This is a genomic window from Lentzea sp. NPDC058450, from assembly GCF_042721395.1.
GTDB lineage: Bacteria > Actinomycetota > Actinomycetes > Mycobacteriales > Pseudonocardiaceae > Lentzea.
This window is the reverse complement of sequence record NZ_JBHXLO010000024.1, coordinates 74,961-97,876: the sequence shown is the minus strand read 5'-3', so window position 1 is coordinate 97,876 and position 22,916 is coordinate 74,961. Positions and strand designations below refer to the sequence as shown.

Here is a 22,916-nt window from a genome sequence, read left to right as displayed (position 1 = left end):
GATGACCAACAGGTTGCCGTGACCTGGACAACTGCACGGGGCAGTTCAGCAATGGTCTCGTTAGGCTGCGAGCCCATGAGCAGTGCGACCGAGCCGATCGGGAACGTCCCCGCGAACGCGCCCGACGTCCACACCACCGCGGGCAAGCTCGTTGACCTCTACCGGCGCAACGACGAGGCGGTTCACGCCGGCTCGGAACGCGCTGTCGAGAAGCAGCACGCGAAGGGCAAGAAGACAGCCCGCGAGCGCATCGACCTCCTGCTCGACCCCGGCTCGTTCGTCGAGCTGGACGAGCTCGCCCGGCACCGCTCGACCAACTTCGGCCAGGAGAAGAACCGTCCCTACGGCGACGGCGTCGTGACGGGCTACGGCACCGTCGACGGCCGTCCGGTGTGCGTGTTCTCCCAGGACGTCACGGTCTTCGGCGGCTCGCTCGGCGAGGTCTACGGCGAGAAGATCGTCAAGGTCATGGATCTGGCGATCAAGACGGGCCGCCCGATCGTCGGCATCAACGAGGGTGGCGGCGCGCGCATCCAGGAGGGCGTCGTCTCGCTCGGCCTCTACGGCGAGATCTTCTCCCGCAACGTCAAGGCGTCCGGCGTGATCCCGCAGATCTCGCTGATCATGGGCTCGAACGCCGGCGGGCACGTCTACTCCCCCGCGCTGACCGACTTCGTGGTGATGGTCGACCAGACCTCGCACATGTTCATCACCGGCCCGGACGTCATCAAGACCGTCACCGGTGAAGACGTGACGATGGAGGAGCTGGGCGGCGGTCGCACGCACAACACCAAGTCCGGCAACGCCCACTACCTCGGCTCCGACGAGGAAGACGCGATCGCGTACGTCAAGGAACTGCTGTCGTACCTGCCGTCGAACAACCTGAGCGAGACCCCGGCGTTCGAGGGCACGCTCGCCCAGGGCGCGATCTCCGACTCGATCACCGACGAGGACCGCGAGCTCGACACGCTCATCCCGGACTCCGCGAACCAGCCGTACGACATGCACGAGGTCATCAACCGCGTGCTCGACGACGGCGACTTCCTCGAGGTGCAGCCGCTGTTCGCGCCGAACATCCTGGTCGGCTTCGGCCGCGTGGACGGGCAGTCGGTGGGCGTCGTCGCGAACCAGCCCACCCAGTTCGCGGGCTGCCTCGACATCGACGCCTCCGAGAAGGCCGCGCGGTTCGTGCGCACCTGCGACGCGTTCAACATCCCCGTGCTCACGTTCGTGGACGTGCCCGGCTTCCTGCCCGGCACGGACCAGGAGTGGAACGGCATCATCCGGCGCGGCGCCAAGCTGATCTACGCCTACGCCGAGGCCACCGTGCCGCTGGTCACCGTCATCACGCGCAAGGCGTACGGCGGCGCGTACGACGTCATGGGCTCCAAGCACCTCGGCGCCGACATCAACCTCGCGTGGCCGACCGCGCAGATCGCCGTCATGGGCGCTTCGGGCGCGGCGAACATCGTGCACCGCAAGACGCTGGCCGCGGCCGGTGCCGCCGGTGAGGACGTCGACGCGTTGCGGGCCCAGCTCCAGCAGGAGTACGAGGACACGCTCTGCAACCCGTACGTGGCGGCCGAGCGCGGGTACGTCGACTCGGTGATCCCGCCGTCGTTCACGCGTGGGTACGTCGCGCGCGCGTTGGCGATGCTGCGGGACAAGCGTGAGACGCTGCCGCCCAAGAAGCACGGGAACATCCCGCTGTGACCGCGCCGGAGGAGAACGTGCCGCTGCTGAAGGTGGTCAAGGGCACGCCCGACGACCACCAGCTGGCCGCGTTGACCGCCGTCGTCGCCGGGCTGGCCGCGGCCGCGCCCGTCGAGGAGGCGCCGCAGCGGCGTTCGGAGTGGGCGAACCCGGCTCGCCGGGTGCGCCGGCCGGTGCAGCACGGGCCGGGCGCCTGGAAGGCGTCCGGGTTCCCCGGCTGAGGGGATCAAGCTTTGAAACGCCTTTTCAACGCCAAGGCTTGATCCCCTCAGGTCCAACGACGACTACGCCTGTCGCACGACCCAGGCAACCGCGACGACTGCACCTGTCAGCACCACGACCGCGAACGCCGCGCGCAGCCACGGCGTCCAGGAGTTGCCGAAGATCGTGGGGCGGAAGAAGTCCAGCACCGCCACCACGATCATGGCCAACGAACTCGCGGCGGGTTCCTGCACGTCCTGCAGCGATCGCGAATCGATGGGTATCGTGCCGGTGGGCTGCTGCTCCATTTCCTCGGTGACCTGGGGAGAGTCGGTGTTCGGCCCACCTGACCGCCCGTTGCCGCGGGCCTGGTCATGGGGCGGGGTCCCGTCCGGGGCCCCGTCCACCCTCGGCCTCACCGCGCACCACCGAGCGCAGCGGCCGCCTGCGCCGCCCTGATCCGGACAGCTTTCCGGGTCTTGCCCTGCAGGACCATCCGGTCATGCGTGCCGAACGGACTCGCCAGCGCACGGTGGTGGACTTCTCTCCGGCCGGCCGGATGCCGGTGATCAACGATCTTCTGGACCCGTTTCAGCAGGACCCCCGCCTGCTCAAGCTCCCGGTAGCCGCGTTCGGCGGTCCGTTCGCTGAACCCGTAGTACTGGGCCATCCGCTCCAACGGAACTGTGAATGTGGGGGTGTCAGGGCTCTGCGTGTCGTGGAGGAGCACGAGCAGCATCGCCTTGCCCGGCAACGCGAGCCGGTCACTCAGGCTCGATGCCCAGTAGTCGTGAGGCAGGACGAAGAAGCCGGGTCCGGCTTCCTCGGGGTCCTCTCCAGCGCGGTTCCAGGGCTCGCCGCTGCCGGTCTCCATGAGAGGGCTGACGACTGTGCGCCGCCCCTCCTGCTCACGCTTCACCAGCCCGAACTCGTCCAGGACCGCGAACGCCTTGCTCGCCGCGTTCGGCGTGCACGGCTCCGAGACCGACAGGAGCCGGGCCCAGGTCCGGATGTCCAGAGGGTCGTTCTCGACGATCGGCCAGAGTGCATGTAGGAGCAGAAGGGAGTCGAGAGCGCGCCGCTGTCGACTGGTGACGAAGTCGGACAGCACCGATTCCCGGTCCGCACCTCGCTCCCCTCGCCGTTTCTGGACGAACTCCTTACGGAACGGAACGAAGCCTCGCTTCGCCTTCTTCAGCAGGGCTGTGCGCGTCTCAGCCGGACTCGGCTCTGGCACATCGTCAATGCCCTCGAACGGGTCGAAGGTCTTAGCTCGTTGCATGAGGGCAAAGGTAGGCCAGTCAGATGCTGCGACCAAGCTGATGCACGGCCGATGAGTGCTCTGCCAGGTGCCAGTATGAGTAGACCTCTGGCATGTCGTCGTGGGAGGCCAATTTGGTAGACCACTGGAACACCTGTCACGTGCTGGTGCCCAGGCGGCCGAGATCGTGTCTCCCGGTCCCCAGCCCCCTCGACACCACGACTTTCTCACAGCTTTGTCAGGCGCAGGGGCCACCCGACCTCCTCAGCAGTCCACCCGCCGGCTCGACACCGTGAGCCCCACGGCGACCTCGCGGCACCGCGTCTCGCCGTCCACCTGGAGCTTCAACGTCCAGAACGCGCTGCCGTACGCCTGAGTCCGCCGCAGCACCTCGACGCCGGCGTGGTTGAGCGCTGTTCCGGACCGCACGGCGGGCACGACCTGGCTCAGCAGGGCGTTCTCCGCGCGGTCGGCCGTGTCGGCGAACGGCCAGACGGGCACCCCGTAGCCGATCGGGTCACTCGCGAGCACGCTTCCAACGCCCCACGATCCAATGAGTCCGCCGATGACGACGAAAAGTGCCGCGATCCGTCTGCGCTTACCCTCGCGATCGGAACCGCGTTCGGTGAGGACAAGCACCCAGCGCTTCACTCTGCCGAGAGTGCCGACCGAAGAGGTGATCGCGCATCAGCAGTACTACTCAATCGGACCGTGCGAACTGGCGGACCGTCTACGCGCTGTGCGTCGGCTTCTTCATGACGCTGCTGGACACGACCATCGTCAACGTCGCGCTGCCGTCGATGATCACCGACCTCGGCGCCTCGCTGAACGACGTCATCTGGGTGGTGAGCGCGTACCTGCTGGCGTTCGCGGTGCCGTTGTTGCTGACCGGGCGGCTGGGTGACCGGTTCGGGCCGAAGCGGCTCTACGGGATCGGGCTCGTGCTGTTCCTCGGCGCCTCGCTGGCGTGCGGGCTGGCGACGAGCGCGGAGGCGTTGATCGCGGCCCGGGTGTTCCAGGGGCTCGGGGCGGCGGCCATGACGCCGCAGACGATGGCGTTCATCACGCACCTGTTCCCGCCGGCCAAGCGGGGTGCGGCGCTCGGCATGTGGGGGTCGGTGGCCGGGCTCGCGACGATCTCCGGGCCGTTGCTCGGCGGGGTGCTGGTCACGCACCTCGGCTGGGAGTGGATCTTCTTCGTGAACCTGCCGATCGGCGTGCTGGCGCTGGTCCTGCTGTTCCTGTGGGTGCCCGACCTGCAGCCGGGGCGGGCGCCGAAGTTCGACGTGCTCGGGGTCGTGCTGTGCTGCCTGGGGCTCGGGCTGCTGGTGTTCGGCATCCAGAACGGCGAGCACTACCAGTGGGGCCGGGTCGCCGGGCCGATCACGGTCGCCGAGATCATCGCGGCCGGGGTGGTGTTCCTCGCCCTGTTCGTGGCGTGGCAGGCGTCGGCGCGCAACCCCGAGCCGTTGATGCCGCTGCGGATCTTCCGCAACCGCAACTTCTCGCTCGGCAACGTCGCCAACATCGCCATCGGCATCACCGTGACGGGCGTGTTCGTGCCGCTGGCGTTGTTCCTGCAGACCGTGCCGAAGCTGTCGCCGCTGATGACGGGCCTGGTCACGGCACCGGCGTCGCTGATGTCCGGGGTGGTGGCGATCTTCGCCGGGCGGTGGTCGAACCGCGCGGACGCCAAGTACCTGCCGATCATCGGGTTCGCGTTGATGGCGGCAGGGATCCTCGCGATGACGTTCCTGCTGAGCGACGGGTCGCAGTGGGTGCTGCTGCCGTCGATGGTGTTGCTGGGCGTCGGCATGGGCATGGTGTTCTCGCCGCTGACGAACATCTCCACGCGCACGCTCGACCGGTCGTTGCTCGGCGCGGGGTCGGGCATCTACAACACGTCACGGCAGTTCGGGAACGTGCTGGGCAGCGCGGTCACGGCGGCGGTGCTGCAGATCGTGCTGGCGGCGACCGGGGACTTCACCTCGGCCGTGCGGGCCGCGTTCTACCTGCTGCTGGGGGTCACCGCGCTCGGGATCGTGGCGGCTCTCGCCTTCCGGCAGGTCGCCGCTCCCGGCGTGACAGACTCGCCGCGTGCGTCTGATCCTGGCCTCCCAGTCACCCGCCCGTCTTAGCGTCCTGCGGTCGGCGGGCGTCGAGCCCGTCGTCCGGGTCTCCGGCGTCGACGAGGACGCGCTGATCGCGTCGCTCGCCGACCCCACGCCGGAGGAGACGGTCGTCGCGCTGTCCGCCGCCAAGGCCGAGGCGATCGAGCACGACGACGAGTGTGTAGTCGTCGGCTGCGACTCGATGCTGCTCTTCGAGGGCGAGCTCGTGGGCAAGCCCGGCACGGCCGAGGTCGCGCGCGAGCGGTGGCGGCGGGTCGCGGGCAAGAGCGGTGTGCTGATCACCGGCCACACCGTGCTGAAGGTGTCCGGTGGCGAGGTCGTCGACCGGGCGAGCGCCGCCGAGTCGACGACGGTGCGGTTCGGCACGCCGTCGGACGAGGAGCTGGAGGCGTACATCGCGACGGGCGAGCCGTTGCACGTCGCCGGCGGGTTCACCATCGACGGCCTGGGTGGCTGGTTCATCGACGGCATCGAGGGCGACCACACGTCGGTGATCGGCATCAGCCTGCCGCTCACCCGAAGGCTGCTCGGCCAGGTGGGCGTTTCCGTGTCCACACTCTGGTAGACGCTGGTCACAGTTCACCTGATCGGGGAAGACTTGCCCTCAACGCCGGCGTTGGGGGCTAGCGGTGAACGAGTACTTGACGCGTCGCAGGCACATCGACCTGGCACGCAGGACGAGCACGGGTTGTCGGAGCTAACGCCTCCGCCACCCCTCACCCAGCTCATCCCTGCCCAGGAGATGCTCCGATGTCGTTCGTCCAGACGTACCGCAAACCCAAGGTCTTCGGCTTCACCGTGCTCGGCGCGCTCGTCCTCGGCGCGCTGGCCGGCTGGCTCGGCAAGGGCACGTGGCTCGCGCCCGTCCTCGCCAAGATCGGCTCCACGTTCACCGCGCTGCTGCAGCTGACCGTCATCCCGCTGGTGTTCACCGCGATCGTGGTCGGCATCGCGTCGCTGCGGAACCTCGGCGGCGGCCGCACCGCCGCCCGGCTCGGCGGCAAGACGTTCCTGTGGTTCGCCATCACGTCGTTCATCGCGGTGCTGATCGGCATCGCGGTCGCCTCGATCCTCAAGCCCGGCGCCGGGCTGCAGATCGAACCCGCCGCCGGTGCCGTCGACAAGCTCGCCAAGCGGGCGTCCGGCTCGTGGCAGGCGCTGCTCGACAACCTGGTGCCCACCAACATCTTCAGCGCGTTCACCGAGGGCGACGTGCTGCAGGTCGTGTTCATCGCCGTGCTGGTCGGGTTCGCCGCCTACGCGCTCGGCGACAGGGCCGCGCCGTTCACGAACCTGGTGAAGTCCTTCTTCGAGATCGTCCAGAAGGTCGTCGGCTGGATCATCCTGCTGGCGCCGATCGGCATCTTCGGCCTCATCGGCAACGCCGTCGCGTCGTACGGCAACTCCTTCGTGAAGCCGCTGTTCTCGTTGATCCTCGCCGTGTACCTCGGTTCGGCGCTGGTGCTGTTCGTGGTCTACCCGTTCCTGCTGAAGTTCGTCGGCAAGACCTCGCCGGTCGAGTTCTTCCGCAAGGCGGGCACCGCACTGCAGTTCGCGTTCGTCTCGCGGTCGTCGGGCGCCACGCTTCCGTTGTCCCGCAAGGCAGCCACTGACCTCGGCGTGCCGACCGAGTACGCGAACTTCGCCGTGCCGCTCGGCACCACGACCAAGATGGACGGCTGCGCCGCGGTCTACCCGGCCGTCGCGACGATCTTCATCGCGAACCTCTTCGGCATCCAGCTCTCGGTGTGGCAGTACGTCGCGATCGTGCTCGTCGCGGTGTTCGGCGCGCTCGCCACGGCCGGCACCACCGGCTGGTACACGATGCTCACGCTGACCCTGAGCGTCGTCGGCCTGCCGCCGCAGGTGATCGCGACCGGTGTGGCCGTGGTCTACGCGATCGACCCGATCCTCGACATGATGCGCACCGCGACCAACGTGGCCGGGCAGATCACCGTGCCGGTCGTCGTGGCCCGCACCGAGCACCTGATCGAGGAGCCCGCCGCCGCGGACAAGCCGGAGCTCGTCACCGCCTAGGAATCAGCGCACGGACGCAACTGCGACAACTTCGGCACCGGTGTGGGCCAGCCAGGAAGCTGCTCCCGCGCCGGTGCCGGTGTCGTACAGCCGACGTTCGCGCCCAGGGCCGAGAACACCTGCACGAACGAGTCGTTGCACTGGCCGTCGCACGCGCGCTGGGCCGAGACGACGTCCGCCGTCCCGTCCTCGTTGACGTCGTGCAGCCCCAGGTACCCAGCGCTCGACAGGTAGGGAGTCTGCGCGCGCGACCAGGTGCCGTCCTTGCGGATCAGCACCTCGCCCCGGACCTTGCCGCCGTCCTCACCGCGCACCAGGCACACGCTGACCGGCGCGTCCGCGCACTGCAGCGACTTGTCGGTGATCACCGCCCCCAGCTCGGCGATGGTCATCTCGAAGACGTACGGACCGGACTCTCCGGACACCCTGATCCGCCCGCCGCCCGTTCCGGCGAGCAGCTCCACGAGGTCCTTGCCGACCGATTTGCCGATCACCACCTGGCAGACGGAGGTACCGCAGCGCATTCCGGCGTCCGATCCTGATTGACCTGAATCGGTGTTGTCGGGTCTCTGGAAATAGGCGAACACCACCCCTGCGATGACGACCACGGCGGCTACGACGGCGATCACCTGCACGGACCTGGTTCCTCCCACGTCGCTGATTGTGCTCGATGGGCTCACGATTGATGTGAAGTGAGGCGTCTCTCCCTCTCGGAGTTCTTCGATTTCCGTAGACTGCGGCACCAGCCAGAGCCGTAATTAACCGGTCCAGCAGGAGGTACGACGCCGTGTCGCTGCGCAAGGTGCTCATCGCGAACCGCGGTGAGATCGCCGTCCGGGTCATCCGAGCCTGCCGTGACGCCGGACTGACGAGCGTCGCCGTCTACGCCGATCCCGACCGCGACGCGCCGTTCGTGCGGCTCGCCGACGAGGCGTTCGCGCTGGGCGGCAACACCCCCGGTGAGAGCTACCTGTCGTTCGAGAAGGTGCTGGAGGCCGCCGCGCAGTCCGGCGCCGACTCCGTGCACCCCGGTTACGGCTTCCTGTCCGAGAACGCCGACTTCGCGCAGGCCGTGATCGACGCCGGGCTGACGTGGATCGGCCCGACGCCGCAGGCGATCCGCGACCTCGGTGACAAGGTGACCGCGCGGCACATCGCGATGCGCGCGGGCGCGCCGCTGGTGCCCGGCACCAAGGACCCGGTCAACGGGCCGGACGAGATCATCGCCTTCGCGGAGGAGCACGGGCTGCCGGTCGCGATCAAGGCCGCGTTCGGCGGTGGCGGTCGTGGCCTCAAGGTCGCCCGCACGATGGAGGAGATCCCCGAGCTGTTCGACTCGGCGGTCCGCGAGGCCGTCTCGGCGTTCGGCCGCGGCGAGTGCTTCGTCGAGCGCTACCTGGACAAGCCGCGCCACGTCGAGGCGCAGGTCCTCGCCGACACGCACGGCACGGTGATCGTCGTCGGCACGCGCGACTGTTCTCTTCAGCGCCGTCACCAGAAGCTGGTGGAGGAGGCGCCCGCGCCGTTCCTGACCGACGAGCAGCGCGCCACGATCCACTCCTCGGCCAAGGCGATCTGCCTGGAGGCCGGGTACCACGGCGCCGGCACGGTCGAGTACCTCGTCGGGCTGGACGGGTCGATCTCGTTCCTGGAGGTCAACACGCGCCTGCAGGTCGAACACCCGGTGTCGGAGGAGACGACGGGCCTCGACCTGGTGCGCGAGCAGTTCCGCATCGCCGCCGGCGAGAAGCTGCGGTTCACCGAGGACCCGACGCCCCGTGCGCACTCCATCGAGTTCCGGATCAACGGTGAGGACGCCGGTCGCGGCTTCCTGCCCGCGCCGGGCACGGTGACGTCGTTCGTGGCGCCGTCCGGTCCCGGTGTGCGCGTCGACGCCGGTGTCGAGAGCGGTTCGGTGATCGGCGGGCAGTTCGACTCGTTGCTGGCCAAGCTGATCGTCACCGGCGAGACCCGCGAGGAGGCGCTCGCGCGGTCGCGGCGGGCGCTGGACGAGATGGTCGTCGAGGGCATGGCGACCGTGCTGCCGTTCCACCGGGTGATCGTGCGGGACGCGGCGTTCACGGCCGAGAAGCCCGAGGGCTTCACCGTGCACACGCGGTGGATCGAGACGGAGTTCGACAACCAGATCGCGCCGTTCGCCGGGTCGGCCGAGGCCGCCGACGAGGAGACGCCCCGCCAGACCGTGGTGGTCGAGGTGGGCGGGCGTCGCCTGGAGGTGTCGCTGCCGGGTGACCTCGCGGTGGGTTCTCGTCCTGCTGCGGCCGCGGCGAAGAAGCCCAAGGCGAAGCGTGCCGGTGGCAGTGCGGCCGCGGTGTCGGGTGACGCGGTGGCGGCGCCGATGCAGGGCACGATCGTGAAGGTGGCCGTCGAGGACGGGCAGACCGTCAAGGCCGGCGAGCTGATCGTGGTGCTGGAGGCCATGAAGATGGAGAACCCGGTGACGGCGCACAAGGCCGGCACCGTGACGGGTCTCGCGGCGGCGCCCGGCGACCCGATCACCCAGGGCACTGTGATCTGCGAGCTGAAGGACTGAGTGTTCGCTTTCCCCGCCGGGTCGCTCACCTACGATTGAGCTCGTGAGCGACCCGTCGAGGGACATCCGCATCGGTGACACCGAGCGTCAGCAGGCGTTGCAGGTGCTCGGCGAGCACATGAGCGCGGGCCGCATCGACATCACCGAGTACGGCGAGCGGTCCGCGAAGATCACCACCGCGAAGACCCGCGGCGAGCTGATGGCGTTGTTCTACGACCTGCCCGACCCGCGGCCGCAGTTCGTCGCGCCCGTGCCGATGTTCAACGAGCCCGCCAAGGCGCCCGCGCGCCGGTGGGAGAGCGCGGTCGTGCCCGTCGTGGGCATCGCGACGGTGATCCTCTTCTTCGCGCTGGTGAAGAACCCGCTGATCTTCCTGCTGGTGCCCGCCGTGGCGATCCTGTGGGGCACGTGGAACGGACGCCGGCGCTGAAACCCCTGCTGTTGCTGGACCTCGACGGCGTCCTGCGGTCGTTCCCGCCGATCGCGCCCGAGGTCGCCGCACGCGCGTTCGAGCCGTCGTTGCTGCTGCGTGCCGTCACCGGCGAGATCACCGACGAGCAGTGGCGTGCCGAGGCCGGGTTCCCGGTCGCTGTGGGCGAGGTGATCGCCGAGGCGCTGGCGTTGGTGCGGGTGGCACGGCGGCAGTGCTTCGTGGCGTTGCTGACCAACGCGACCACGCGGCTGGAGGCGGACCTGGCGACGCTCGGCCTCGACGCCGAGGTCGACGCGGTCTTCAACTCCGCACGGCTCGGCCTCGCCAAGCCGGACCTCGCCGTCTACCGGCGCGTGCTCGACGAGCTCGGTTACTCGTCCGGCGTGTTCTGCGACGACACCGCGGCGAACGTGGAGGCGGCCCGTGCGGCCGGGCTGGACGGCGTGCACGTGCCGGACACGGCGGCGTTGCGAACGGCGCTGGCCGTGCGCGGGCTGATCCCACCGACGGTGCTGCTGATCCTGCCGGACCGCGACGAGGCCGAGGAGCTGGCGGCGGACCTGCTGGAGGACGGCTGGGGCCCGTGCCACGTGCACCGGGACATGCTGGCGGGTGAGGACGACGCCGAGGCCGTGGACTGGGTGATCGAGCTGACGACGGCGCCGGACGGCCTGCCCGCGTCGGCGCACCGGCCGGAGCTCGACGAGATCGCGGAACGGTGCGAAGGCTTCACCGGCGACGCGTAGTCCACCTCGTGGCGCAACACCCCGGCTTCACCCGCTCCGATTAGCCTCCTCGCCGTGGAGCCAGTCGAGATCAACGCGGGTGAGTACTACCTGCGCGCCTTCCGCAGCGACGACCGCATCGACGACGTGCCGGCGTTGGCCGAGGCGTTCGCCGACCAGGAGACCCGCCGCTACATGCCCCGGCTGACCGGCCAGGACGCGCCGTCCGCCGAGACGCTCGTGATGCTGCTCGCCGACGGCTGGGAGAAGGACTACCGCTGGTCGTGGGCGGTGTGCGAGGCGGTGACGGCCGAGGTGTGGGCCGGGATCGTGATCCACAACGTCGACCACCACCTGGCGTCCGCCGAGGTGATGTGCTGGAGCCAGCCCGCGCACCGCGGGAAGGGCGTGCTGCCGAAGGCGCTCAACTCCGTGCTCGGCTGGGTCTACGGCGCGATGGACATCCACCGCGTGACCTACCGGCACGCGGTGTCGAACACGGCGTCGCAGCGGGTCGCGGAGAAGTGCGGATTCACTCTTGAGGGTCGTCTTCGCGAGGAGGCGATGGTCGATGATCAGCGCGAAGACCAGTTGCTGTGGTCACGACTGGCGTCGGATCCCTTCCCAGAGCAGCTACGGTGACCGGCCATGCGGACCACGGGGCTCCTCATCGTCGTGCTGGCGCTGGCCGGGTGCACGGCTCCGCCTGAGCAGAGTTCGCTGACCTCCGCGCCGCCTCCGCCGCCCTCACCGACGACGTCGTCGGCGCAGATGGACTTCCCGCAACGGCCGCGCGCGGTGCCGCTGGACACCGTCGAGCCGTGCGGGATCCTGTCGCCCGACCAGCTGACCTCGCTGAGCCTCGACAACCCGCCCAGCGCGTACGTCGAGCCGAGCTTCGGCGGCGCGCGGGCGTGCACGATCCGCAGCACGACGAGCGGCAACGTGGCCCGGCTCGCGCTCGTGACGGTGTCCGGCGCCGACGTGTGGCTGTCGGAGAACGCCCAGGTCGACTACACCGTCAGCGCGATCGAGGGGTTCGCGGCGATTACTGTCCGCACACCCGACGTGAACGACGTCTGCAACGTCGAGATAGACGTCGCCGATGGGCAGTTCCTCGACGTGATGTTCCGCGACGGCGGCAATTCCAGTGCGGTGCAACAAGATCATCTTTGCCTCGGTGCCCAGCGTGTGGCAGAGGCCGCGATGGCCAGTTTGCTCCAGAAGCGCTGACCCACACGGGCGGATGTCACTGATCGCACTCCCCAGCGTTACCTTCGGTGGTTAGAGTGTCGAAGCGCTTGTAGGCACAATCGCCGGAGGTTTCACCATGCCGCCAGGGGGACGCAGCGGGGCCGACGCCTCGCCGCCGGCCGCGCACCAGCTGAACGTGGAGCCGGAGGCGATCCCCGCGCTGCGCAACACGTTCTCGGCGGCCCTGATCAAGCTGGACAAGCAGATCGAGATGGCGATCACCGAGTTCCGCGTGCGGCCGTGGGCGGGCGACCCCGTCAGCGCCGAGGCGGCCGAGAAGTTCAACGACCGGTCGATCTCGGACGGCGACTCGGCGCTCCAGGCGTTGCTGAACTACCAGCGGCAGCTCAAGACCGCGATGGACAACCTCAACCAGATCGAGCGGCAGTACAACGTGGTCGAGGGTGACAACACCGGCATGATGAACAAGAGCGGGTGCTGACATGGCCGACCACCGCTGGCAGGGCTACAGCCACAAAGAGCTGTACGAACGCATCCACTCCGGTCCGGGTGCCTCCGCGTCCTTCGCGTCGATGCAGCGCTGGGAAGGCGTCTCGTCGGCGTTGACGGAGATCAACGACGACCTGCACAAGGGCATCACGCTCTCCGGCGCGAAGTGGCAGGGCAAGGCCGCCGAGATCGCGCAGTCGGGCCTGAACCCCGTCGCCGCCTGGGCCGACAGCGCCCGCAGCGGCGCCGACGTGATGCGCGTCTCAGCCGAGCTCCAGGCCGGGTACGTCGCGAAGGCCCGCGCCGACATGCCGAAGCCGGTCGCCGTGACCGCCGAGCAGCCCGGCGCGCTCGTCACCGGCATCACCCACCTCTTCGGTGGCCAGACCGACCACGAGAAGCAGGAGGCGGCCCAGGACGCCGCCGAGCGCCGCGCCCGTGAGGTCATGTCCACCTACGCGTCGTCCACGACGGCGAACACCTCGACGCTCGGCCAGTTCAGCCAGCCCCCGCAGCTCCAGATCAGCGGCACCGGCGTCGCCCACGGCGGCGGCGCGCAGATCGGCACGGCGGGCGTCTGGGGCGTCGGCCCGAACGGCACCGGCCCCGGCGGCACCCGTGGCCGCACCACCACCCCGAGCACCCGAGGCACCGCGGCGGCCCCGCCCCCGCGCCCCGGCTCGACCGCGCCGGGCTCCACGACCAGCACCGCGGGCACCGGCACCACGGCCCCGGCCGCGAAGGGCACCCACTCGACCACGACGTCGATCGGCACCGGAGGCCCTGGCGGCACCGGAGTCGCCGGCGCGGGCCTCCCCGGCCAGCGCACCGGGACCCGTTCGGGCTCCGGCTCCGGCGCCGAGGTGAAGCAGATGGAGGACGGCGCGACCGCGACCTCCAGCGCGGCCGCGGCGGGCACCGTCATGAACGCGGGCCACGCGGCAGGCGTCTCCCACGGCGCAGGCGGGACCATGGGCCCGCTGGGCACCGTGGGCGGCCAGAACAACAACGACCAGGTCCGAGCCCGTGCCGTGCCGATGCCCCAGTCCTTCGACCCGTTCGGCGGCATGGGCCCGCGCAAGGGCGAGGAAGAGGAGGACCTGGAGCACAAGGCCGCCGACTACCTGCGCGAACGCGATGACATCTACGGCGTCGGCAGCTACGCGCTGCCCGTGATCGGGGAGAGCACGACCGACTGATGACTCTGTTCGGCTTGGACGCCGGGTCGAGCGACACGCGCGACCCGGTGATCATCTCCACGCTGGAGTTCGACGTCCTCTGGGACCACCTGGGCCTCGAAACGATGCCGCTCGTCCTCAAGGTCCCCTCACCGGGCAAGACCACCGACGAACGCCGCACCATCGAGGACCAGGTCTGGCGCCAGCTGGGAGCACGGGGCCTGGGAGGCCCCCGCTCCCTGGACCCGACCCTGGAAGACCTCCTGCACGTCCTGAACCGCCCGCAACAGGAGATCGACGCCCGGATGTGGCTGCACGACCGCAGCCTCCGCCTCCTCGCCTGCGGCAAGGGCCAGGCAGGCGTCCTGGCCGTCCTGGACGGCACCCAACTGATCCTCCGCCCGGCCGAAGCCGACGGCCTCCCCCGAGAGGCCCTGACGGCCCTCCCGGCGGCCCCGGCAGGCGAGGGCCACTCGATCACCCTCCCGTCCGCAGACCTGGACGCGGCAGCCTCCGCCGCAACCACCCCGGAAGACCTCGAAACGGGCCTCCAAGGCCTGCTCAGGGGCAACGACGCCCATACCCTGGCCGAGATGGTCCGCGACGCCACCAACAGAGGCCAGTTCGGCGCAGCGGCCCGCGACAAGTGGGGCAAACGAGTCCGCCCGGACCGAGTGGTCGCCTTCTACGACACCCCGAAGGGCCGCTACCTCCAGATGAGGCGCTCGACCGAGGGCCAGCCGCCGTGGTCGACCATCACGCCGGTCGACTACCGCCGCCTGCACCACCACCTGGTCGAACTGCTGGCAGAAGCAGCAGGCACCGGCCGCTGAGCGGCACGGCAGGCTCACGCAGAGGTCCCCTCGGGCTCAGGCTCCCCCGCGACCCAACGTACCGACGAGGTCTGACAGTCCGGCTGGGCGAATGGCCGGGGCGAGGTTGCCGTGCGCAGTGGTCGGGGCGTGGGGCTGGGCGTGTGGGTCGGTGGTGAGCCAAGACGGGGTGGGGCCAAGACTCAGGTCACTAATGGCTTGAGGACACGCGAAGCCGAAGGCGAGCCCGTCCGAGCGCGCGTACGGCGATGGCGCAGCCGAGCATCCCTGCCTCAACGCAATGCCGAAGGCGAGGCGTCCCTCCTGGGCGCACCACATCAAGCGGTAATGACGTGACGTACCTGCACAAACGCGCCCACGCTGCAAAGAGATTGGGGCTTGACTTTGGGTGCGAGGTGCTAGCTTCTCGAGCTCGGCCGGGCGCTTTTCAGCCCGGCCTTTTCCGGCCGACCAGCGCCTCGCAAGGGCCCCGAAGTCAAGCCCCAATCTCTATCGTCGCGCAGCGGCGATGACGTGACCAAGGCTCGTCCGCAGTTGTCTTTGCACCCAAACCCAACCACACGCCAAAGGCGAGGACTCAGGGCCCGATCCCCTGACAAGGCCGGGTCCGCAGGTCGTTCACGTAGTCATCAGGCGCCCCAGCAGCCTCAGCCGCATCGGCGACCACCCCGATGTACCGGGCAGAGGGCAACCCACCCTCATACGCGTCCAACACGTAGAGCCAGGCCACCACAGACCCCTCCAGGGTCTGCACCCGCAGCCGGATCTTCTTGTAGAGCCCGAGCGCGCCCTCCCACCGGTCCAGCCGCGACTCATCGCGCGGCGACACGTCGTAGAGCACGCAGAACGTCTGGTGGTCGGGCTCCTCGACGATCGTCGCGAGGGCTCCCTCCCAGCCGAGGTCCTCGCCACCGAACGTCATGCGCCAACCAACGAGCCAGCCGGTCCCCGCGAGCGGGGAGTACGGGGCTCGCTCCATCATCTGGTTCGGATCCATGTTCGACCCGTACGCGGCATAGAGCGGCACGTCCGACAGCGTAGCGGCGCGGCGATCAGCTTTCGGTACTGACGACACGGTCGATTCGGTCAACGCGTACGGTTGAGCCGCCCAACAAGCCCGTGGAAGGGAACTGATCGTGACCCGCATCGTCATCATCGGCGGCGGACCCGCAGGTTACGAAGCAGCCCTGGTCGCGGCGCAGCACGGCGCCGACGTGACCGTGGTCGAGACCGACGGGGCCGGTGGCGCGTGCGTGTTGTACGACTGCGTGCCGTCCAAGACGTTCATCGCTTCGGCGGGGGCCCGCAGTGCCTTCCGCAACGCCGGTGAGCTGGGGATTCAGACTCACAACGAGCTCGCGACCGTGGATCTGCCGGTCGTACACGGACGGGTGAAGGGGCTTGCGCTCGCGCAGTCCGCGGACGTCCGGGCGCGCCTCCAGCGGGAAGGCGTGCGGCTCATCAACGGGCTCGCGAAGTTCTGCGACGACTCGCGCGGGCTCGCCCAGCACCGGGTCGTGGCGACCGCCGCGGACGGGTCCGAAGAGGTTCTGAACGCCGATGTGGTGCTCATCGCAACCGGTGCGACCCCGCGCGTGTTGCAGGGCGCCGAGCCCGACGGCAAGCGGATCCTCACCTGGCGGCAGATCTACGACCTGCCCGAGCTGCCCGAACACCTCGCGGTGATCGGGTCCGGCGTCACCGGTGTCGAGTTCGCGAGCGCCTACACCGAGATGGGCGTGAAGGTGACGATGGTCTCCAGCCGGGACCGCGTCCTGCCGCACGAGGACGCCGACGCGGCCGCCGTGCTGGAGGACGTGTTCGCCGAGCGCGGTACCGCCGTCGTCAAGCACGCGCGCGCCGACCGGGTCGAGAACACCGGCGACGGCGTCCTGATCCACCTGGAAGACGGTCGCACGATCGAGGCGTCGCACGCCCTGATGACCGTCGGTTCGGTGCCGAACACGAGCGACATCGGCCTGGACAAGATCGGCATCGACCTCGGCCGCGGCGGCTACATCCCCGTCGACCGGGTCAGCCGCACGAACGTGAGCGGTGTCTACGCGGCCGGCGACTGCACCGGTGTGCTGCTGCTCGCCTCGGTCGCCGCCATGCAGGGACGCATCGCGATGTGGCACGCGCTGGGCGAGGGCGTCAGCCCGATCAAGCTCAAGACCGTCGCCGCGAACGTCTTCACCAACCCGGAGATCGCGAGCGTCGGCATCAGCCAGCAGGCGATCGACTCGGGCGAGGTGCCGGCGCGCACGATCATGCTGCCGCTCGCCACGAACCCCCGCTCCAAGATGGAGGGGCTGCGCCGCGGTTTCGTGAAGCTCTTCTGCCGTCCGGCCACCGGCGTGGTCATCGGCGGTGTCGTGGTGGCGCCGAACGCGTCCGAGCTCATCCTCCCGATCGCGCTCGCCGTGCAGAACCAGCTGACCGTCGAGCACCTCGCGACGACGTTCTCGGTCTACCCGTCGCTGTCCGGCTCGATCACCGAGGCCGGCCGCCAGCTCATGAGGCACGACGACCTCGACTGACCACGGCAACCTCCCCCGGGGTTCGTGCGTGTCCTAGGACACAACGACCCTGGGGAGGACGTCGTGAAGAAGAAGCTCGCAACGCTTCTGGCCGCACTCACCCTGCTCGCAGTCGCCCCGGTGACCGCACAGGCGCAGGACGACGTGGTGCTGAGCGTGCACGTCCAGGGTCCGCTCGTCGACTCCACGGTGAGCGTGTCGCTGCTCGGCTGCACCACCCCGACCACCGCGACCTCACCCGGCTTCGTCGCTCCGGTGAAGCTGGAACCCGACGAGTTCGGTGTCACCGGCACCGTCCAGGTGGTCTCCCAGGCGGGCGGCTACACCGCGACGGCGGACTGCGACGGCACGACCTACTCGACCCAGTTCGTCGTGCGGACCCCGTCGCTCAACGAGTGGAGCCTCGAACCGGTCGTCGACCCGGGCGGAGACGTCTACTCCAGGCTCTTCCCGTACGCGTGCAACTACCAGGGCGCCATCACCTCGCCCGGTTTCTCCGAACCGCTCATCCTCCAGCGCACCAGCCGACCCTGGGTCGAGGGCACCGTCAAGGCGGTCACGAAGCCGGGAACCTACCGGGCCTACCTGTTCTGCGAGGGCGTGTGGCGGCCCTACAACAAGCTGTTCACGGTGAGGGGATGAACCGGTTTTCGATCAGTCGCGATTGGACGCGCAACTAAGCCACCACATGTGCGTCAATGAAGACGTGGGGACTCGTGTCTTGATCGCGGTGCTGTGCGTGGCACTGGCCACAGCCTGTTCGCAGGCGCCCGCACCGAAGCCGTCAGCGGCGACGAGCGAAGCCGCTCCGCCGCCGGTGGTGTCACCTCTCGGCAACTCCGATCCGATGGAGCTGAGAATCGAGCGGATCGGCGTGCGTTCGTCGCTCGTCGCACTGGGCCTCGACGCTCACGGCGTCGTGCAGATGCCGCCCGCCAACGAGGGCATGCAGGCCGGTTGGTACCAGACGCAACCGGAGCAGTGGATCATCGTGGGCCGGATCGAGAGCAACAACGCCAGAGGTGTTTTCTTCCGTCTGAACGATCTCGGGGAGGGCGACCTCCTCGAAGTGCCCAAAAAGGACGGTTCGGTGGCCAGGTTCACCGTGTCGCGCACCGAGAGGATCATCCGCGACGACTTCTTCGCCGAAGCCGTCGCGCGCGACAACACCGAGCCAGGGCTGCGGCTGATCACGTGTGGCACTCGCGACAACGTGATCGTTCATGCCGTTGCTTCGTCCTGATTCGGCGAAGCCCAATCAGGACGAAGCAACGGCCGACATCTTTAGAAGTCAGCACAGTCCCGGCTCAGTAACCCTCAAAGGCAAGGCAGAGCCGAAACTCAGTCCTCGACCCAGTCGAAGGTCTTCGACACGGCCTTCTTCCAGTTCGCGTACTCGGAAGCGCGGCGGGAGTCCTCCATCTGCGGCTCCCACTGCTTGTCCTGCGCCCAGTTGTCGCGGATGTCGTCCTCGGTCTTCCAGAACCCGACCGCGAGCCCGGCCGCGTAGGCGGCGCCCAGCGCCGTCGTCTCGTTGACCACGGGCCGGATGACCGGCACGCCGAGGATGTCCGCCTGGAACTGCATCAGCAGCTCGTTCACGACCATGCCGCCGTCGACCTTCAACGCCGTCAGGTCGACGCCCGAGTCGGCGTTCATCGCGTCGAGCACCTCCCGCGTCTGGAACGCCGTCGCCTCCAGCACGGCCCGCGCGAGGTGGCCCTTGTTGACGAACCGCGTCAGCCCGACGATCGCGCCGCGGGCGTCAGAACGCCAGTAGGGCGCGAAAAGCCCGGAGAACGCGGGCACGAAGTACGCGCCGCCGTTGTCCTCGACGGACCGCGCGTGCTCCTCGATCTCGGCCGCGGACCCGATCATGCCGAGGTTGTCCCGCAACCACTGCACCAGCGACCCGGTGACCGCGATCGAGCCTTCCAGCGCGTACACCGGAGCGGCGTCGCCGATCTTGTAGCAGACGGTGGTGAGCAACCCGTTCTCGCTCATCACCTTCTCGGTGCCGGTGTTCAGCAGCATGAAGTTGCCGGTGCCGTAGGTGTTCTTGGCCTCACCGGGCGACAGGCAGGCCTGCCCGAACGTCGCCGCCTGCTGGTCGCCGAGGATGCCCGCGATCGGCACGCCGGCGAGCGCACCGCGTTCCCGCACCTGGCCGTAGACCTCGGACGACGACCGGATCTCCGGCAGCATCGACATCGGAATGCCCATGTCGGAGGCGATCGACGAGTCCCACTGCAACGTGTCGAGGTCCATCAGCATGGTGCGCGAGGCGTTCGTGGGGTCGGTGACGTGCACGCCGCCGTCCGTCCCGCCGGTCATGTTCCACAGCACCCACGTGTCCATGTTGCCGAACAGCAGGTCGCCCGCCTCGGCCCGCTCGCGGGCACCCTCGACGTTGTCGAGGATCCAGCGGACCTTGGGGCCGGAGAAGTAGGTGGCGAGCGGCAACCCGACCTTCGCCCGGTACCGCTCCTGCCCACCGCCCAGCGCGCCGAGCTCAGCGACGATCTTGTCCGTGCGGGTGTCCTGCCACACGATGGCGTTGTAGACGGGCTCGCCGGTGTTCTTGTCCCACACCACCGCGGTCTCGCGCTGGTTGGTGATGCCCACCGCGACGATGTCCGAAGTGGACAGATCGGCCTTCGCGAGCGCACCGGCGGCGACCTGTCGGGTGTTCTGCCAGACCTCGGCCGGGTCGTGCTCGACCCATCCCGCACGAGGGAAGATCTGCTCGTGCTCCTTCTGGTCGACCGACACCACCCGCCCGGAGTGGTCGAAGATCATGCACCGGGTCGACGTGGTGCCCTGGTCGATCGCGGCCACGTACTGCGTCATGCGAGAAGTCCTTTCAGACCGGGAGAACCAGGAAGAGCAACGCGGCGAGCGCGCCACCCAGGAGCGGGCCTGCGACCGGGATCCACGAGTAGCCCCAGTTCGCGTTGCCCTTGTTGCGGATCGGCATCATGAACGCGTAGGCGATGCGCGGACCGAGGTCGCGCGCCGGGTTGATGGCGTAGCCGGTCGGGCCACCGAGCGACGTACCGATCACGAGGACCACGAACGCGACACCCGCGTACCCGAGCGCCGAGTTGCCGAACTGCGGGATGCCGTCGACGGACTCCTTGGCGCCCGGCGACAACAGGATCCACAGCACGAGCACGAACGTGCCGATGACCTCGGAGACGAGGTTCCACGGCACGCTCGGCACGGTCGGGCCGGTCGAGAAGATGCCGAGGGTGTTCTGCGGCTCGTCGTGCGTGTCGAACTGCATCTTGTAGGTGGCCCAGCAGAGCATCGCGCCGATGATGGCGCCGACCATCTGCCCGAGGATGTACACGGGAACGTCGGCCCACGGCGTCTTCTCTGCGATGGCGAGGCCGAAGGTGACGGCGGGGTTGAGGTGAGCACCGCTCGGACTGGCGATGCTGGCGCCGGCGAAGACCGCGAAGGCCCAGCCGACGTTGACGAACAGGAAGCCCGTGCTGTTGCCGAGCGTGTCCTTGAGCACCTGGTTCGCGACAACACCGGTACCGAGGAGGATGAGGACCGCTGTCCCCAGCATCTCCCAGACGAAGATCGAGCCTGCACTCATCCGTCGACCTCCACTCGTTTGCGGCCGAGACGGACGCGCAAACCCGAGGTCAGGGCCGCGCCGCCCGCCTACAACGTGCTCGGACGCTATCCCCGAGCTGATCACTTGTCTACGCCATCTACCTGCACTAGGGCCATTTGTAGGCCTTAGGAACCTGGGCCGCGCGCCCGTGGGCGAACGGCGGTTCGTGCAGGTAACGTGATCCGCGAGTCGTCACAGGGAGGCGCCTGTCGTGGCCACGCGAAAGAGCTCACCGGCAACACCGAACGTCCCCAGCGCTCCGCCGATCACCGGCAGGCTGGGCCCGGCCGAACGCGAGGAGTCGTGGCAACGCCTCGGCGCCGAGACCTTCGACCTCGTGGTCGTCGGTGGTGGTGTCGTCGGCGTCGGCGCGGCGCTCGACGCGGCCACCCGCGGCCTGCGGGTCGCCCTCGTCGAGGCGCGCGACCTGGCGTCCGGCACGTCGAGCCGCAGCTCCAAGCTCTTCCACGGCGGCCTGCGCTACCTGGAGCAGCTCGAGTTCGGTCTGGTCCGCGAGGCGTTGCGCGAACGCGAGCTCATGCTCACGCGGATCGCGCCGCACCTGGTGAAGCCCGTCGCGTTCCTCTACCCGCTGTCGAACCGGGTCTGGGAACGCCCGTACACGGCCGCCGGTCTGTTCCTCTACGACACGATGGGCGGCGCCCGGTCCGTGCCGGGGCAGAAGCACCTCACGAAGGCGGGCGCGCTGCGGCTCGTCCCGGCGATGAAGCGCGACGCGCTGATCGGCGGAATCCGTTACTACGACGCCCAAGCGGACGACGCGCGGCACACGATGATGGTCGGCCGGACGGCCGCCCACTACGGCGCTGTCGTGCGCACGTCGACGCAGGTGGTCGGCTTCCTGCGGGAGGCGGACCGGGTGTCCGGCGTGCGGGTCCGCGACGTCGAGGACGGGCGCGAGGTCGACGTCCGGGCGCACGCGGTGATCAACGCGACCGGCGTGTGGACCGATGAGCTGCAACGGCTTTCGGGCTCGCGCGGCCGGTTCCGGGTGCGGGCGTCGAAGGGCGTGCACATCGTGGTCCCGCGCGACCGGATCGTCGCCGAGGCCGGGATGATCCTGCGCACCGAGAAGTCCGTGCTGTTCGTGATCCCGTGGCGCAACCACTGGATCGTCGGCACCACCGACACGGACTGGAACCTCGACCTGGCACACCCCGCGGCCACCAAGCACGACATCGACTACATCCTCGAACACGTCAACTCGGTCCTCGCGACGCCGTTGACGCACGACGACATCGAGGGCGTCTACGCGGGCCTGCGGCCGTTGCTGGCGGGCGAGAACGACTCGACGTCGAAGCTCTCGCGCGAGCACGCGGTCGCCAGGGTCGCACCGGGGCTGGTCGCGATCGCGGGCGGCAAGTACACGACGTACCGGGTGATGGGCGCGGACGCGGTGGACGCGGCGCACGTCGACCTGCCTGGCCGGATCCAGCCGTCGATCACGGACAAGGTGCCGCTGGTCGGCGCCGACGGCTACCACGCGCTGGTCAACCAGGCCGACCAGTTGGCCGCCAAGCACGGCCTGCACCCGTACCGCGTCCGGCACCTGCTCGACCGCTACGGCTCGCTGGTGCACGAGGTCCTGTCGCTCGCGGCGGACAACCCGGACCTGCTCAAGCCGATCCCGGCGTCCCCCGATTACCTCCAGGTGGAGGCGGTGTACGCGGTCTCGCACGAGGGCGCGATGCACCTGGAGGACGTGCTGACCAGGCGCACCCGCATCTCCATCGAGTACGCCCACCGCGGCGTCGACTCGGCGGAGGCGGTGGCGCGGCTGGTCGCGCCGATCCTCGGCTGGGACGAGGACGCGATCAAGCGCGAGGTCGAGGTCTACAACGCGCGCGTCGAGGCCGAACGCACCTCGCAGACCAAGCCGGACGACCAGGCGGCGGACGCCGTGCGGGCGGCGGCTCCGGAAGCGCGTCCTCAGTTGACCGAACCGGTGAGCTGATC

General features: G+C 69.2%; 24 protein-coding genes. 17 read left to right on the top strand and 7 right to left on the bottom strand.

What is annotated here, in order from left to right:
• Window positions 1-75 precede the first annotated feature (75 nt).
• Both ACFWNN_RS31030 and ACFWNN_RS31025 read left to right on the top strand, forming a co-directional pair.
• Window positions 76-1,713 carry an acyl-CoA carboxylase subunit beta gene (locus ACFWNN_RS31030; RefSeq protein ID WP_382443476.1) on the top strand — a complete coding sequence of 546 codons (1,638 nt, stop codon included), beginning with the start codon at window positions 76-78 and terminating at the stop codon, window positions 1,711-1,713.
• Complete coding sequence (locus ACFWNN_RS31025) at window positions 1,710-1,934, top strand: acyl-CoA carboxylase subunit epsilon (RefSeq protein WP_382443475.1); 225 nt, start codon at window positions 1,710-1,712, stop codon at window positions 1,932-1,934. Before ACFWNN_RS31030 ends, ACFWNN_RS31025 begins: the two co-directional genes overlap by 4 nt.
• Before the next feature lie 63 nt (window positions 1,935-1,997).
• Here the strand turns inward: ACFWNN_RS31025 and ACFWNN_RS31020 are convergent, their stop codons facing one another.
• From ACFWNN_RS31020 to ACFWNN_RS31010, 3 genes are all read right to left on the bottom strand, one after another.
• Window positions 1,998-2,333: a hypothetical protein gene (locus ACFWNN_RS31020; protein WP_382443474.1), complete on the bottom strand. Its 336-nt coding sequence runs from the start codon at window positions 2,331-2,333 to the stop codon at window positions 1,998-2,000.
• A complete protein-coding gene (locus ACFWNN_RS31015; RefSeq protein ID WP_382443473.1) occupies window positions 2,330-3,196 on the bottom strand; it encodes a hypothetical protein in 867 nt (288 codons plus the stop codon). The genes ACFWNN_RS31020 and ACFWNN_RS31015 overlap by 4 nt, the downstream gene beginning before the upstream one ends.
• A gap of 243 nt (window positions 3,197-3,439) precedes the next feature.
• The gene (locus ACFWNN_RS31010; RefSeq protein WP_382443472.1) at window positions 3,440-3,706 is read right to left on the bottom strand and encodes a hypothetical protein; all 267 of its coding nucleotides are present in this window, start codon (window positions 3,704-3,706) and stop codon (window positions 3,440-3,442) included.
• 155 nt (window positions 3,707-3,861) lie between these two features.
• Here ACFWNN_RS31010 and ACFWNN_RS31005 point away from each other — a divergent pair, with 155 nt between their 5' ends.
• The 3 genes from ACFWNN_RS31005 to ACFWNN_RS30995 all read left to right on the top strand — a co-directional run bounded on the left by ACFWNN_RS31005 (window position 3,862) and on the right by ACFWNN_RS30995 (window position 7,344).
• Window positions 3,862-5,313 (top strand): MFS transporter, encoded by a 1,452-nt coding sequence (locus ACFWNN_RS31005; RefSeq protein WP_382443537.1) that lies wholly within the window; start codon window positions 3,862-3,864, stop codon window positions 5,311-5,313.
• Window positions 5,273-5,872 (top strand): Maf family protein, encoded by a 600-nt coding sequence (locus ACFWNN_RS31000; RefSeq protein ID WP_382443471.1) that lies wholly within the window; start codon window positions 5,273-5,275, stop codon window positions 5,870-5,872. Before ACFWNN_RS31005 ends, ACFWNN_RS31000 begins: the two co-directional genes overlap by 41 nt.
• Window positions 5,873-6,057: 185 nt before the next feature.
• Window positions 6,058-7,344, top strand: coding sequence for a dicarboxylate/amino acid:cation symporter (locus ACFWNN_RS30995; protein WP_382443470.1), 1,287 nt, complete (start codon window positions 6,058-6,060; stop codon window positions 7,342-7,344).
• Here the strand turns inward: ACFWNN_RS30995 and ACFWNN_RS30990 are convergent.
• A complete protein-coding gene (locus ACFWNN_RS30990) occupies window positions 7,341-7,997 on the bottom strand; it encodes a hypothetical protein (RefSeq protein ID WP_382443469.1) in 657 nt (218 codons plus the stop codon). The two genes, ACFWNN_RS30995 and ACFWNN_RS30990, sit on opposite strands and share 4 nt — an antisense overlap.
• A gap of 134 nt (window positions 7,998-8,131) precedes the next feature.
• Here ACFWNN_RS30990 and ACFWNN_RS30985 point away from each other — a divergent pair, with 134 nt between their 5' ends.
• From ACFWNN_RS30985 to ACFWNN_RS30950, 8 genes are all read left to right on the top strand, one after another.
• Entirely contained in the window at window positions 8,132-9,898 is a 1,767-nt protein-coding gene (locus tag ACFWNN_RS30985) for an acetyl/propionyl/methylcrotonyl-CoA carboxylase subunit alpha (protein ID WP_382443468.1), read from the top strand.
• Window positions 9,899-9,941: 43 nt separating this feature from the next.
• Window positions 9,942-10,328, top strand: a complete 387-nt coding sequence (locus ACFWNN_RS30980; RefSeq protein WP_382443467.1) for a DUF1707 domain-containing protein — start codon at window positions 9,942-9,944, stop codon at window positions 10,326-10,328.
• Entirely contained in the window at window positions 10,307-11,077 is a 771-nt protein-coding gene (locus ACFWNN_RS30975) for an HAD-IA family hydrolase (protein ID WP_382443466.1), read from the top strand. The genes ACFWNN_RS30980 and ACFWNN_RS30975 overlap by 22 nt, the downstream gene beginning before the upstream one ends.
• Before the next feature lie 54 nt (window positions 11,078-11,131).
• Window positions 11,132-11,698 carry a GNAT family N-acetyltransferase gene (locus tag ACFWNN_RS30970; RefSeq protein WP_382443465.1) on the top strand — a complete coding sequence of 189 codons (567 nt, stop codon included), beginning with the start codon at window positions 11,132-11,134 and terminating at the stop codon, window positions 11,696-11,698.
• Window positions 11,699-11,704: 6 nt separating this feature from the next.
• Entirely contained in the window at window positions 11,705-12,289 is a 585-nt protein-coding gene (locus tag ACFWNN_RS30965) for a DUF3558 domain-containing protein (protein ID WP_382443464.1), read from the top strand.
• A gap of 97 nt (window positions 12,290-12,386) precedes the next feature.
• On the top strand, window positions 12,387-12,752 hold the full coding sequence (locus tag ACFWNN_RS30960) for a transcriptional regulator (protein WP_285644080.1): 366 nt from the start codon (window positions 12,387-12,389) through the stop codon (window positions 12,750-12,752).
• Between the two features lies 1 nt (window position 12,753).
• The gene (locus tag ACFWNN_RS30955; RefSeq protein ID WP_382443463.1) at window positions 12,754-13,959 is read left to right on the top strand and encodes a PPE domain-containing protein; all 1,206 of its coding nucleotides are present in this window, start codon (window positions 12,754-12,756) and stop codon (window positions 13,957-13,959) included.
• Window positions 13,959-14,771: an ESX secretion-associated protein EspG gene (locus ACFWNN_RS30950; RefSeq protein WP_382443462.1), complete on the top strand. Its 813-nt coding sequence runs from the start codon at window positions 13,959-13,961 to the stop codon at window positions 14,769-14,771. The genes ACFWNN_RS30955 and ACFWNN_RS30950 overlap by 1 nt, the downstream gene beginning before the upstream one ends.
• A gap of 577 nt (window positions 14,772-15,348) precedes the next feature.
• On the opposite strand, the gene ACFWNN_RS30945 is transcribed toward ACFWNN_RS30950, so the two are convergent.
• Window positions 15,349-15,798 carry a gamma-glutamylcyclotransferase family protein gene (locus ACFWNN_RS30945; protein WP_030478530.1) on the bottom strand — a complete coding sequence of 150 codons (450 nt, stop codon included), beginning with the start codon at window positions 15,796-15,798 and terminating at the stop codon, window positions 15,349-15,351.
• Between the two features lie 109 nt (window positions 15,799-15,907).
• Here ACFWNN_RS30945 and ACFWNN_RS30940 point away from each other — a divergent pair, with 109 nt between their 5' ends.
• The 3 genes from ACFWNN_RS30940 to ACFWNN_RS30930 all read left to right on the top strand — a co-directional run bounded on the left by ACFWNN_RS30940 (window position 15,908) and on the right by ACFWNN_RS30930 (window position 18,554).
• Window positions 15,908-17,311: an NAD(P)H-quinone dehydrogenase gene (locus tag ACFWNN_RS30940; protein WP_382443461.1), complete on the top strand. Its 1,404-nt coding sequence runs from the start codon at window positions 15,908-15,910 to the stop codon at window positions 17,309-17,311.
• A 63-nt stretch (window positions 17,312-17,374) separates the two neighbouring features.
• Window positions 17,375-17,953 (top strand): hypothetical protein, encoded by a 579-nt coding sequence (locus ACFWNN_RS30935; protein WP_382443460.1) that lies wholly within the window; start codon window positions 17,375-17,377, stop codon window positions 17,951-17,953.
• Between the two features lie 88 nt (window positions 17,954-18,041).
• On the top strand, window positions 18,042-18,554 hold the full coding sequence (locus ACFWNN_RS30930; protein WP_382443536.1) for a sortase domain-bontaining protein: 513 nt from the start codon (window positions 18,042-18,044) through the stop codon (window positions 18,552-18,554).
• A 98-nt stretch (window positions 18,555-18,652) separates the two neighbouring features.
• Here ACFWNN_RS30930 and glpK read toward each other — a convergent pair whose 3' ends face one another.
• Both glpK and ACFWNN_RS30920 read right to left on the bottom strand, forming a co-directional pair.
• A complete protein-coding gene (gene glpK / locus ACFWNN_RS30925; RefSeq protein WP_382443459.1) occupies window positions 18,653-20,161 on the bottom strand; it encodes a glycerol kinase GlpK in 1,509 nt (502 codons plus the stop codon).
• A 13-nt stretch (window positions 20,162-20,174) separates the two neighbouring features.
• Entirely contained in the window at window positions 20,175-20,918 is a 744-nt protein-coding gene (locus ACFWNN_RS30920; RefSeq protein WP_382443458.1) for an MIP/aquaporin family protein, read from the bottom strand.
• 286 nt (window positions 20,919-21,204) lie between these two features.
• Between ACFWNN_RS30920 and ACFWNN_RS30915 the strand changes: the two genes are divergently transcribed.
• On the top strand, window positions 21,205-22,914 hold the full coding sequence (locus ACFWNN_RS30915) for a glycerol-3-phosphate dehydrogenase/oxidase (RefSeq protein ID WP_382443535.1): 1,710 nt from the start codon (window positions 21,205-21,207) through the stop codon (window positions 22,912-22,914).
• Window positions 22,915-22,916: the final 2 nt, after the last annotated feature.